The following is a 13,038-nucleotide window of genomic DNA, read 5'->3' as shown; positions in this document are numbered from 1 at the left end:
ATAATCCACCTTTTTTATTTATATTTTCATTGAGATATATACCCATTTTCAGAGTATAAAAACCATCCTAAAAAATATCAAACTTTTTATTATGTAATGACATAATAATTTATAATGTCACTATTATTAGATTCCTAGCCCAATTGACGTATGTAATCGCGTTATTATATCATTATGTCAATACAAATAAGGAGTGTTTATTTTGATGAAATCTTATACAATTGATGACCTTTGCCGAATGATTGATCACACTAACTTACATGCAGATGCAAGCCCAGAAGATATAAGACAACTTTGTGAAGAAGCAAAGAAATACCATTTTAAGATGGTTGCTGTTAACCAAGTACAATCTAAATTATGTTCAGAAATATTAGCTGGAACCGATATAGGAATAGGCGCTGCCATTGCTTTTCCATTAGGACAGACTTCTATTGAATCTAAGAAGTTCGAGACGCAAGATGCGATTCATAACGGTGCGACAGAAGTTGATTATGTTATTAATGTTACTGAATTGAAAAATGGCAATTTAGACTATATCAAAGAAGAAATGTCTTCAATAGTAGAAATTTGTAAAGCACACAATGTCACTTCAAAAGTAATCTTTGAAAATGCCTATTTAACTAAAGATGAAATCAAAACTTTATCCCTTATCGCAAAAGACGTTAAACCTGATTTCATTAAAACATCTACTGGCTTTGCGACATCAGGTGCAACTGTAGAAGATGTTAAATTAATGTCCGAGACTGTAGAAGGCGAAGTTAAAGTTAAAGCAGCTGGTGGTATTCGTGATGCTGATACATTTATTAATATGATTAAAAATGGTGCAGAAAGAATTGGCGCTAGTTCAGGTATCAATATCATCAAAGCATTAGAAGAACGTCTTACAGAATCAGATCAGAAAACGATAGAAATTGGATGATAAATTATGATAAACAAACCTTTACATCAACAAATTAAAGAAGATTTACTGAATAAAATTGAATTCGAAGACTATAAAGTTGGCGATAAAATTCCAAATGAAGTTGATTTGGCTTCACATTATAAAGTAAGTAGACCTACTGTTAGGCAAGCAATTAATGCACTTGTTATTGATGGCTTTTTAGAACGTCGAAAAAAGCGAGGTACAATCGTTCGACAACGTAAAATCAATCAAGAATTTACACACGTCATCGAAAGCTATAATGATGAAATGACAAGAAAAGGATTAATCCCAAAGACAAAAGTTCTATCATTGAAATCAGAAGTTGCCAATGAAGAAGTCATGCAACAATTAGAACTAAAACCTGGAGAATCTGTATATAAATTAGTCCGTTTAAGATATGCAGAAGAAGACCCAATCGTACTTGTAACAACTTATATTCCATTATCCTTAGTACCTAATTTAAAAGAAATTGATTTTACTACGACACGATTTTACGAAGTGTTAGAAAAAAACCAAACACCTATCAAAGAAATTACGAGAAAGCTTGAATTAATCACAGCAGATGAAACCGTAAGTGATTTATTATCTGTAGAGATAGATGCCCCACTCTTCTACTTCCATAGTGTGGGTTATATAGAGAATCGTGTACCAATAGAATATTCCGTCTCTAAATACAGAGGCGATTTAAACTCATTTATCTTTAATATCTCTTCATAATCTAGCTATGTTCAAACCATTATAAGCTCAACGATAGTAATAATGCAGTCCAATCATGAATAAAAAGGTGATATGCTATGACAAATATATTAGAGCACTTCAAATTACAAGGTAAAGTTGCAATCATTAGCGGTGGCACAATAGGAATAGGTCAATCAATGGCATTAGCATTAGCACAAGCAGGTGTTCAGATTATCATTGCTGATCATAACGTCTCATCAACAACCAAAACACTCTCAGGAATTAAACAGAGCGAAGACCTTGAAACAATAGCATTAAAAGTAGATATAACCGATCCAACATCGGTAAATCAAATGCTCAATAACGTCATAGAACAATTTGGCAAAATTGATATGTTAGTCAATAAAGTTGGGATGACATACAACGTAACAGAAGAAGAACTCACATTTGAAAATTGGAATAAAGTTATGAATCTAAACTTGAATGGAATATTTTGAGTGAGCTGATGTTTGAAGGCTGTGTTGGCAGGGCTATAGCGCACGAAGACTTCTAGATATCGTGCGTTATACCCTAAAAACTGTACCTAGCGCACGAAGACTCCCAGATATCGTGCGTTATAGGGTTAAAATGAGGCTTGGCGCACGAAGACTCCCAGATATCGTGCGTTATACCCTAAAAACTGTACCTAGCGCACGAAGACTTCAAGCAAAGTACCTCACTCCAACAGATATTTTATGAATTTATAATTTGAAGGCTGTGTTTTGACTGACGAACACAGTCCTTTTTATATTAAATTCTTTTAAGTTCTATTTATTTCATACTTTAAATACGGTAAAATTATATATAACTTGAAATGAAAATGGAGTTTTTCACATGAAATATAAAAGATTCGAACAAAATAAGATATTTATGATTTTAAACTGTATTATTTTCTTGATAGCTTGTTTAATACTCAAAAGATTCCCTATTTTTAATTACTCGGGCTTTTTAGGAACGATTCTTTTTATTGTTGTAATACTCATATTAAGTGTTGTCATATATCAAGTTAACTTCTTTATCTATAGAAAAATCAAAAACTATACAAGAGAAAATAAATATGATTAGAAGTATGTAAAATTAATGCATAAGCTCTGTAATGTTATGTAGCTTGATTCTGTGTAAATATATATATCGTAATAAAAAATCACTACAAGCATTGTTAAAAAAACAAATTGTAGTGATTTTTTTCTATTAAACTAACTTTTAAATAATGAACTATTTCAAAGGAGATACATCATGAAACTGTTATACACTTTTTTAATTTATTATTTTTCAATAATGATAATATTTATCGTAGTCGAAAGTATACTTCAACATGAATTAGAAACAACAAAAGTTATCATTTTACCTTTTTTTCTAAGTATTATTATGATTGCATTTAATAAACAAGAATGAAGATGTTTAGAAATTTTTAATTCCTTAATAAACCACCTTCAAATCAATGTTCTTATACTTTAATACATACGTATACATTCATATACTAGATCGAAGAATTCATCGACTTTGACGTTTTTGGCTACTTTAACGTTATGTTCTTTTTTGAGTACGTCGGATTCGTCACATACTGTTCGTCCATAACTTGGTCCGCGATTAATGTCGATTTCTACGTACATATCTTGAACTTCAAATAAGTCTTTATTTACAAGATAGCCTATTGTTGTTGCATCGTGTAATGGACCTGCTTCCAATCCAAATTCTTGGAATTGTGTTTTTAAAGTAAAGTTCATTAAATCACTAAACAATTGCCCAGCTTTATTATTTGTTGATTCCATACGTTTGATAATTTCAGGTGTGCATAGTGTCTTGTTTGTTACATCTAGACCCATCATGACGATTGGTACACCTGATTTAAAAACAATATGTGCCGCTTCTGGATCAGCAAAAATATTAAATTCTGCTGATGGTGTGAAATTCCCATTACCGTACGCGCCACCCATTAAAACAATTTCTTTAATTTTAGATGTGATGGATGGTTCTAATTTCATCGCTAAAGCAATATTGGTTAATGGTCCAGTTGGTACTAGCGTAATATCTCCTTCACTATCTAATAACGTTTCAATGATAAATTGTACTGCTCTTTTATCTTCAGGTTCTCTATTTAACGTATCAAATACAGGACCATCCATGCCTGTTTCTCCATGGACATTGTCAGCAACTACACGTTCTCTCACTAAAGGTTCAGACGCCCCACTATATATTTTAACGTCCATATTCAAGTGTTGTGCAACACTCAAACCATTCTTAACAGTTTTCTCAAGCGTTTGATTCCCTGAAACAATTGTTATACCCAGTAAATCAATATTAGGATGAATGTATGCCATTAACATCGTTATTGCATCATCATGACCAGGGTCGCAATCTAAAATTATTTTTTGTTTTTCCATTATAATTCCTCTCCTTTTTGTAAGCCTTTTCTTTATTCTTGTATTATACTTCTGCAAAGATTAAAGTAAGTATGAGAAATATCATATAAGAGGTGTGAAATATTGAGAGAAATTTATAATGACAAACTTAAACAAGATTTAATAGACCAATTCAATTATTTCGATCTCTTTGGATTTGATGTGAAACAACACGTAAAACTCTTTTTCATTCCTCAAAAAGATCATATTATTCAAGACACTCAAAAACCCGAATATTTATTTTATCTTGTTAAAGGAAAGACAAAGTTATATGAATACATGGAAAATGGGCAAGTTTCTTTAATCGATTTTTTTGAGCCTTCTTCTTTTATAGGAGAAATGGAATTGATAGATGAACACGCTGCACCTCTTAATGTCCAAGCAATAGAAGATTGTTGGTGTTTAGCAGTACCACTTAATGAACTTAAAGACACTTTATTAACGGATCCCGTATTATTAAAGAATTTATTATCTTATATCGCACATAAGAACATGAAAAACATTCGAACTTCAACACGTAACCAATCATATCCATTGTCTAAAAGACTCGCTTCTTTTATTTTAGTTACAGAACAAAATGGTAAGTATGAAGAAAAACATACACAAGTCGCACAATATTTAGGTGTATCTTATCGACATTTATTATTTGTTATCGCAGATTTTGTACAAAAAGGATATTTAGCAAAAGAGAACAATAGCTATAACATATTAAATATGGATGCACTAAAAAAATTAGCAAACATATAATATAGTATAAAAAATCCCCCACTACATGTTGTATTGAGGGGATTTATAGCTAATATTTATATTATGACTGTGTCTTTTTCAACTTCTTATTTAACTTCTCGTCTAATTCTTTTTGTCGACGTTTTCGTTCTTCATTTCTAAGTCGCAATCTTTCTTCTTCTTCTGGATCGCGTTTCTTTTGAAGTTGTTTTTGGATTTTTTCCATTAGTTCGTCTTCTGTTAAAGCGGCACATGGGCGGTTATTTACGAATGCGAATGTCTTTCTTCTACCTGGTCCACAATATGATTGGCATGCTACTTCTATTTCAGCTTCTGGGTCTAATTTTTTAATTTTTTTCAAAAGTGATGGCAAGTTAACCGCTTGGCAATCATCGCAGACTTGAAATTTATTTCGCATTTGTTTCCCCACCTTTCTTAATTGTTAATTTTGCAATAAATTATTATACCACCTTAACAGTTGTTTGAGAATGTCATTTTATCGTTTTTCCATATTTCGAATCATTTTATCATTGCGTTCAATCATTCTTTCGAAATATTTATCGTACAATGTCCATTCTTCTGTTGTGACAGGATCCATATTCAAAGTTGCACCTAAATTTTTCAAACTTCCTAACAATTTAAATAGTATGTCGTTAGTTGTATATTCAGTGCCTAATAATTCGTTCAATGAAGCCATGCTTTCAGGTATGATAGTCGGATAAATGAATTTTGTCTTTTCGTTTTTCAGTGCATGTTCATAGAATGCTTTCATCATTTCGGCACGTTCAGCGCCTGATCCTTCCACACATAAATAGATTTGAACTGCTATACCACCTCTCACTCTTCGTTGTGATATACCAGCAAATTTTTGATTATGAATACTTAAGTCATAACTACCAGGGCAGTATGATGCAGTAATTTCTTTATTCTCAATTTCATTAGTATCTTCTTTAAACATTTCACGAATAAGACGTAACATCACTTCATATCCTGTATCAATGGATACATCATGCTTACCTTTAAAGATTAAAGATATATTCAGGACACCTTTATCTAACACAACACCTAATCCGCCAGAATTTCTAACGATTGCACTATAACCTCTAACATCATTTAAATATGCAATACCGTCTTTTAGATAAGGTAATCTAGAATCATGTATGCCTAATATCACGACGTGATTGTGTATCCATGTCCTAACAACACTTGGACTTTTATCATTTCCTACTTGATCACAAAATGTATCATCGAAACTAAAGGACTGCATTGGCTGCAGTCCTGAAGTGTGGTCAATGTATCGCCATTCTTGTGTAAAATAATCTTGCAAATTTGCCATGATTATAATGTTTGAGCAGCTGTAATGATTGAAAGACTATATACGTCTTCAGCTGAACAGCCACGAGATAAATCGTTAACAGGTGCGTTTAAGCCTTGTAATACAGGACCAACTGCATCAAATCCACCTAAACGTTGAGCAATTTTGTATCCAATGTTACCCGCTTCTAAGCTAGGGAAGATAAATACATTTGCATCACCTTGAATTTCAGAATTTGGTGCTTTCTTAGCAGCAACTTCTGGAACGATTGCTGCATCAAATTGGAATTCACCATCTAATACAACATCTTTTAAATCTGTTTCTTTTAAGTTTTCTTGAGCAATAGAAACTGCTTCAGATACTTTTTCAGTATCAGGTGATTTAGCCGAACCTTTAGTTGAGAAGCTTAACATTGCTACTCTTGGAGACATACCAAATGCTTGAGCAGTCTTAGCACTTTCGATTGCAATCTCAGCTAAGTCTTGTGCATTAAGTTCTGGGTTAATTGCACAATCACCGAATACATATTGTTCTTCACCTTTAGTCATGAAGAATACGCCAGATGTTTTTGTAACGCCTGGTTTTGTTTTGATAATTTGTAATGCTGGACGTACAGTGTCTGCAGTTGAATGTGCTGCACCACTTACTAATCCGTCAGCTTGATTTGTGTAAACTAACATCGTACCGAAGTAGTTAACGTTATTTAACAATTCTTCAGCTTGTTCTTGAGTTGCTTTACCTTTACGACGTTCAACAAATTTTTCTACTAAATCTGCTTTTAGTTCACTTGTTTCTGGGTTGATGACTGTAAGACCATCGATTGATAAGTCTGCACCAGCTGCAGTTTCTTTAATTTTTTCTTCATTACCAAGTACGATTGGTGCAACCAAATCTGTAGCTTGTAATTTAACTGCTGCTGTTAATACGCGCGCATCTTCACCTTCTGGTAATACGATACGTACATTTTTACCTGTTAGTTTGTCGCTTAGAACATTAAGTAAATTAGACATAATTGCCTCCTATATATGATTGCTATTATTTTTCCATTCACAATTATAACATTTTTTCATAAATTTTCACGTATCTAAACTGTGAATTTATAATGGATATTTTTAAAATATTATCATTTATATTCTGAAAGCAACATTTTCCATTTTTTATTTAAAATTTTATCCTTTGAAACTATGAATTTTTCGTTTGGTTTTAAGTTTGGATCTTTACCGTTGTAATCTTTAGTTGCAAATCCTGTTGATAGTGATGGTTCACTATTCGCCTTGAATTGATATTCGTATACTTTACCGTTATCTGCAAACAAATATTTCGTAATCGGTTGATCCATTTTAGCGACACTACTGTATCCTTGAATATTAGTTAAATCTTGTGCTCGTTCATCATAACCACCTTGAGTATGCTGACCTTGATACATCGTTAATCCGACAACATTATGGATCTTAAAATGTTTCCACCCTGGTTTATTATGATCTGTTATTTGGATTTCACCATCATCAGTAATCGCATAGCCATCACCTTCCATTTGTTCGTTTCGACTAAAGTAACGATTAGTTACTGCTTTATGCTGATCTTGGCCATATTCGTCAGCAATTTTTAGTAACTCTTGTTTCAATGCATCTTTGTCTTGCTCTGAAAGTTGAATCTGCTTAGTTGCTGCATGTTTCGTTTCACTATGCTGCTTTGTCTCTTCTTGCGAACCATTTTGACAACCGCTTAATATCATTATCATCACAATGGCCATACTTAAATAATTGAATACACGTCGCAAAGTAACCGCTCCTTCTATTAACAAATAGGCGCCTCCATATCATCATATTTGAAGGAGACGCCTTATGGATATTTATTTAACTTTGAAATCTATGGTTAGTCTTTTTTAATACCGAATTCATCAACTAATTTAACTGTTCTTTGTTCACCTTTACTAATATCGCCATGTAATTGATAAATTTTAACGACTAATTTACCTTCAGATACATCATAAACTGAGAAGTTCTGATCAGATGAATCTCGATTATTTTCATGACTATCATTAAAAGCATCTGTCTTATGAGGTTGCTCGCCTATCGCAAACAAACTATTATAATGATCTAATTCTTCTTGAGTTAAATTTTCTAGCTCTGGTCTAACTTTCTTAATATGTTCTAAAGGACGGTCATATATACTGTCATACGCTTTTGTACCACCTGTATTTGGCAGCACGTAAACTGAACCTTCTGGGTTATCATAATAAGTGATGTTATCTTGACCTCTAATTTGTTTGGCATCTTCTTTCTTAGCATTTACAAAGCTATTTTTAGTCGATGTATGTTCTAATGGTTTCGTACGAGAAAGCACGTGGTCATGACCTTGTAACACTAAATCCACATCTAAATCATCAATTTGTTGAGTCAGTTCGTCACGTATTTTAGCAACATCTTCATCTGATAGTGCATGATACGATTTAGAATACATTGGTTTATGCAGATTTAAAATAACCCATTTAGAGCCATTCTTTCTGGCATCTTTAATATCTTGTTTAATCCATTCCATTTGTTCTTTGCCAATTGCTTTTTCTTCAGGATTATCTTTAGATTTCTTATTATCATTTGTATTAGCGACAACCATATGTGCACCATTATAATCAAACGAATAATAAGATCCACCATTGACTGCATTGTTTTCTTTAGGCACATTGACATGTTCGTTATACTTTGTCAGTAATTTTTCATCATCTTCGCTTAGCGCATATTCGTCATGGTTACCTGGTGCAGAAGCTACAGGTAGTGACATAAATGATGGACGTGATTGATCATATAAATCTAACCACTCATCTTCAATTTCTGCAGTTTCTACAAAGTCTCCTGTGTGTAATGCGAAGTTTGGATTGCCTGCTGTTTGAATAGCATTGCTTAACGTATCTGCCCCAAATTGTGCTTCATTTCTTACGTGTTCATTCCAATAAGCATTTTGTGTATCTGTATACTGTACGAATTGGAAAGGATCACCGTTGTTGCCAGAAGTCTTAAATTGTCCAACTTCACTTTGAGGACCACTTGCACTACCTACGCGATAATAATATGTAGTATTCGGCTTTAATCCCGTTGCTTTCGCTTTATAATTATATTCAGGAACTGTCATTAGTTCAGACTTCCCATGTTTATCACCGCGCGTCCATTCAGCACCTTGTGCATGTTCATCTGTATAATATCCATTTATTTTTTCTTTACCTTGTGCATCTTTAACAGGTTCACCTTCGTCATCTTTTTCTACATCCGCAAAGATGAAATTGCCGTTCTTATCTCGTTCAACATATTTAGAATCCACTTGTTTAGAAGTTGCATCAAACGCTTGTGCATCATCAAATTGACCCGTCTCTGACACCCAAACTTTAGCATCATTAAATTGATCTGTCGTATACCAATTAAAAGCCATTTCTGTTTTCGTATCACCATTAAAATTCGTAATAATACGATTCGGCTGATTTTTCTTAGGTACAGGCGCTACCTCCGGCTTCTGAGACATCACTTTAATATCCGAATGAGCTTGTTGATTCACAACAGACGAATCACCAGCACCACCAGAACCACCAGAACCACTCGCTTCAACCGTACCAGTAGTAGAAATCCCTAATAATAACATCATACATGCCGTACCACTAATGAATCTCTTTGCTATTGACTGATTATACATGTACACTTCCTCCTAATTAACCCTATAGTGATTTAAAAAGCAATCTATTTAGAAGTGTATCAATCATATTTTAACCCTATGTAAAGATAGTATGAGTATTGTATGAATGTAATATAAAGAGAAGAGTTAGGCAAAAGTACACCGGGCAATATTAATGAATCTATAATGTAAAATTGGTAAAATCATTACATAAATAGAGTACATATAATAATCATTTGGAGGTTGTATATTTCATATAAATCTTAGTTTTATTAAAAGGAGGGTTTATTCTTGATTAAAGCAATAGCGGTTGATATGGATGGGACTTTTTTGAATTCAGAAGGTTCTTATGATAAAGATTTATTTAAAGATGTATTCTCGTATTTAAAATCACAAAACATAAAATTTATTGTAGCGAGTGGTAATCAATATTATCAACTTAGGAGTTTTTTCCCAGGGGAAGATAAATATATTTCTTACATAGCAGAGAATGGTGCTATATACGCTGATTATAATCATATTACCAATGTCGCAGAATTTGACGAACAATTATTAATGAATATCTTGGATGGATTAAGTAAGCATAATATTGAGTTTGTTTTGTGTGGTGTAAACAGTGCTTATATTTTAAGTAACTCAAGTGATGCTTTTAAATCTGATATGTCAAAATATTATTATGAACTTAAAGAAGTGGATCATTTAAAAGACTTGCCTGAAGATAAGTTTGTTAAATTGGCTTTATCCGTTTATGATAATGGGCACGAATTTAGAGACTTATTAAATGAAAAGTATGGAGACCAAATTGTAGCCGTTTCTAGCGGGCATCATAATATTGATATTATTCTTAAAGGTGTTAATAAAGGTAGTACGCTTAATAATTTATTGAAAGAATTAGGATTAACTCGAGAAGAACTGATGGCTTTTGGTGACGCTGGAAATGATAAAGAAATGTTGGAGTTGGCAAATTATAGTTATGCAATGAAGAATGCCAGTGAGGATATTAAATCAATCACAAAAGAAATTGCGCCATCTAATGATGAAAATGGTGTCTTGTTAACAATTAAAAAAGCACTAAACATATAATTCAAAAATTGATACAAAGGGAGATTATTATGAAAATAGAACATGTAGCATTGTGGGCAGACGATATTGATAAACTGAAAGATTTTTATATAAAGTATTTTAATGTAACGAGTAGTGAATTATATTTCAATGAAAAAACGAAATTCAAATCATACTTTTTGCATTTTGAAGAAGGCAGTCGCTTAGAAATAATGAACAAACCATTTTTGAAAGGTCATTTAGGTGATGGTAAAGGCTATGCTCATATCGCTATTTCAGTTGGTGATAGAGAAGCGGTTGATAGCTTTGCTCAGCAATTTAGCCAAGATGGATATCCATTGTTAAGTGGTCCAAGAGTTACAGGTGATGGTTATTATGAAGCGGTCATTCAAGATCCAGAAGGAAACTTACTTGAGTTGACAACTTATTAATAACTTAGCCTATAAAATAACAAAAAAGAAGCTCAACTCGAGCTTCTTTTTTTATATTACTTTATTTTTTTAATAGTTCTTTTTTAAATGTTTCTGCTTGTTTCTCTACTGAGATTAAATCTCCGTATAATGCTTCATTACTTGTGTAGTAAATGACGTTATTGTTTTTAACTGCTTTATTATTTTTCCAGATAGTTGAATTTGTAAATTCATTATTTGGTTTTTTACCGTCTTTTGTTGGAATAAATAAGTAGTCTCCTGAATAATCGTTAAATTTTTCTTGAGGTACTTTCATGAATTTTTCTTTTGGCATTGCTTTTTTAGCTTCTGGATCTTCTTTTAATTTGAAACCATCGAATAGTGCGTCACTACCTCTACCGAATCTTGCGCCGAACTGATAAATATCTTTAGCTTGTACGTCCATAATTGAAGCTGTTTTATCTGCTCCGATATGTTTTTTAATTTCTTTACCGTCTTTTAGTAGTTTATCTGATAGTTCGTCTGCTTGTTTTTTAGCTTTTTCTTCTTTGTTCACTAATTTACCGTATTCGATATGAGTTTGTTTATAATCTGTGTCTTGTACTTTTAGTGATACAGTTGGTGCTATTTTTGAAAGTTTATTATTATTTTTATTTTCTTTATACGTTACGATTAAATCTGGTTTAAGCTTCGCTGCCGCTTCAACATCTTCTGGATCTATTTTCTTAACGTCTTTCATATCTAAATATTTAGAATCTGGGAATACACTTGTGATCGCTACTGGTTCTACACCTAATTTTTTCAAGTTACCATAGTTAGCTGTCAGTAATAGAATACGCTTTGGATTTTTAGGAATTTTTACTTTTTCGCCGCCTTCAGTCGTAAATGTTCGTTCTTTACTGTCACTTTTACTACTTGATGCTTCGTTGTTATTACCACATGCTGCTAACAATAACGCTAAACATAATACAAAACTTAATAATTTTTTCATTTCTACACCTCATATATTATTTTAAAACGATGGAATTAACGTATCTTCATGTTTTTCTTTTAGATATTTTTTAACTGCATCACTTTTCATAACTTTGTGCAATTCTTTAATTTTTTCTGAGTCTTTATTATCTTCTCTTGCAACGAGTTGAATTGAGAAACGTGAATCAATATTTTTCTCTAAGAACAATGCGTCAGCAGGTTTTAAGCCAATTTTAGAAATATAAGTTGGATAGTTATAGACAAGTGATACATCCTTTTCACTATAAGTTTCTGCTAAGTTCAGTAAGTCTACTTTCAACCATTTGAAATCTTTAGGATTTTCGACGATATCTTTCGTAGTGCCATTTACACCAACGCCGTCTTTCAATTTAATAAGACCTTGTTCTTCAAGAATCGCTAACGCTCTACCTTCATTTGAAATATCGTTTGGTATTGCTACTTTTGTCCCTTTTGGAATATCATTGATGTCTTTATATTTTTTAGAATAAAAACCAACTTTTGCATCATAAATCGGTTGAATCGCGACTAAATTTGCTTTACGTTCTGAGTTGTATTTTTCCATAAATGGTTTATGCTGTGCGAAGCTTGCATCCGCTTCTTTACTACTTACCATATCGTTATAAGCAACGTTGTCATTCACTTGGACAAGTTTAATTTCCCAGCCGTCCTTTTTAGCTTCTTTTGCTGCTTGTTTAACGACATCTGTCATTGGTGGTGCTTGAGAAGCGACTTTAATGACTTTGTCTTCATTATCTTTTTTATTCGCGCCACAGCCTGCGATGATAATGCTTAACATTAATAACATAACAAATAAACTTTTTTTCATTTCTA

Annotated in this window: 14 protein-coding genes; 6 read left to right on the top strand and 8 right to left on the bottom strand. The window is 32.6% G+C overall.

Features of this window, described 5'->3' with window-relative positions:
* The first annotated feature begins 205 nt into the window (after positions 1–205).
* The 3 genes from deoC to LQ679_RS10040 all read left to right on the top strand — a co-directional run bounded on the left by deoC (position 206) and on the right by LQ679_RS10040 (position 2,097).
* Complete coding sequence (deoC, locus tag LQ679_RS10050; protein ID WP_239762717.1) at positions 206–919, top strand: deoxyribose-phosphate aldolase; 714 nt, start codon at positions 206–208, stop codon at positions 917–919.
* Positions 920–925: 6 nt separating this feature from the next.
* On the top strand, positions 926–1,639 hold the full coding sequence (locus LQ679_RS10045; protein ID WP_239762619.1) for a GntR family transcriptional regulator: 714 nt from the start codon (positions 926–928) through the stop codon (positions 1,637–1,639).
* Positions 1,640–1,716: 77 nt separating this feature from the next.
* Entirely contained in the window at positions 1,717–2,097 is a 381-nt protein-coding gene (locus tag LQ679_RS10040) for an SDR family NAD(P)-dependent oxidoreductase (RefSeq protein ID WP_239762618.1), read from the top strand.
* A gap of 996 nt (positions 2,098–3,093) precedes the next feature.
* Here the strand turns inward: LQ679_RS10040 and rihB are convergent.
* Positions 3,094–4,023, bottom strand: a complete 930-nt coding sequence (rihB, locus tag LQ679_RS10035) for a ribosylpyrimidine nucleosidase (RefSeq protein ID WP_239762614.1) — start codon at positions 4,021–4,023, stop codon at positions 3,094–3,096.
* A 102-nt stretch (positions 4,024–4,125) separates the two neighbouring features.
* Here rihB and yeiL point away from each other — a divergent pair, with 102 nt between their 5' ends.
* Positions 4,126–4,788, top strand: a complete 663-nt coding sequence (gene yeiL / locus LQ679_RS10030) for a transcriptional regulator YeiL (RefSeq protein ID WP_239762612.1) — start codon at positions 4,126–4,128, stop codon at positions 4,786–4,788.
* A 61-nt stretch (positions 4,789–4,849) separates the two neighbouring features.
* On the opposite strand, the gene LQ679_RS10025 is transcribed toward yeiL, so the two are convergent.
* The 5 genes from LQ679_RS10025 to LQ679_RS10005 form a co-directional block, all read right to left on the bottom strand.
* Positions 4,850–5,185, bottom strand: coding sequence for a YuzB family protein (locus LQ679_RS10025; RefSeq protein WP_025904905.1), 336 nt, complete (start codon positions 5,183–5,185; stop codon positions 4,850–4,852).
* A 78-nt stretch (positions 5,186–5,263) separates the two neighbouring features.
* Entirely contained in the window at positions 5,264–6,103 is an 840-nt protein-coding gene (locus LQ679_RS10020; RefSeq protein WP_037589955.1) for a lipoate--protein ligase family protein, read from the bottom strand.
* A gap of 2 nt (positions 6,104–6,105) precedes the next feature.
* Entirely contained in the window at positions 6,106–7,092 is a 987-nt protein-coding gene (gene pta, locus LQ679_RS10015; protein ID WP_204258248.1) for a phosphate acetyltransferase, read from the bottom strand.
* A gap of 113 nt (positions 7,093–7,205) precedes the next feature.
* On the bottom strand, positions 7,206–7,886 hold the full coding sequence (locus LQ679_RS10010; protein ID WP_204258249.1) for a hypothetical protein: 681 nt from the start codon (positions 7,884–7,886) through the stop codon (positions 7,206–7,208).
* Positions 7,887–7,957: 71 nt separating this feature from the next.
* Positions 7,958–9,763 carry a purple acid phosphatase family protein gene (locus LQ679_RS10005; protein ID WP_239762610.1) on the bottom strand — a complete coding sequence of 602 codons (1,806 nt, stop codon included), beginning with the start codon at positions 9,761–9,763 and terminating at the stop codon, positions 7,958–7,960.
* Between the two features lie 270 nt (positions 9,764–10,033).
* Between LQ679_RS10005 and LQ679_RS10000 the strand changes: the two genes are divergently transcribed.
* On the top strand, positions 10,034–10,825 hold the full coding sequence (locus LQ679_RS10000; protein WP_204188317.1) for a Cof-type HAD-IIB family hydrolase: 792 nt from the start codon (positions 10,034–10,036) through the stop codon (positions 10,823–10,825).
* Positions 10,826–10,854: 29 nt separating this feature from the next.
* Entirely contained in the window at positions 10,855–11,235 is a 381-nt protein-coding gene (locus tag LQ679_RS09995) for a VOC family protein (protein WP_107576876.1), read from the top strand.
* A gap of 61 nt (positions 11,236–11,296) precedes the next feature.
* On the opposite strand, the gene LQ679_RS09990 is transcribed toward LQ679_RS09995, so the two are convergent.
* Both LQ679_RS09990 and LQ679_RS09985 read right to left on the bottom strand, forming a co-directional pair.
* Positions 11,297–12,205 carry an ABC transporter substrate-binding protein gene (locus LQ679_RS09990; RefSeq protein WP_206166500.1) on the bottom strand — a complete coding sequence of 303 codons (909 nt, stop codon included), beginning with the start codon at positions 12,203–12,205 and terminating at the stop codon, positions 11,297–11,299.
* 21 nt (positions 12,206–12,226) lie between these two features.
* Positions 12,227–13,033, bottom strand: coding sequence for a MetQ/NlpA family ABC transporter substrate-binding protein (locus LQ679_RS09985; protein ID WP_037589949.1), 807 nt, complete (start codon positions 13,031–13,033; stop codon positions 12,227–12,229).
* Positions 13,034–13,038: the final 5 nt, after the last annotated feature.

Source organism: Mammaliicoccus sp. I-M35, assembly GCF_022386455.1.
Lineage (GTDB): Bacteria > Bacillota > Bacilli > Staphylococcales > Staphylococcaceae > Mammaliicoccus > Mammaliicoccus sciuri_A.
Note: the sequence above shows the minus strand (reverse complement) of the source record. Positions and strands in the feature narration are given on the sequence as shown.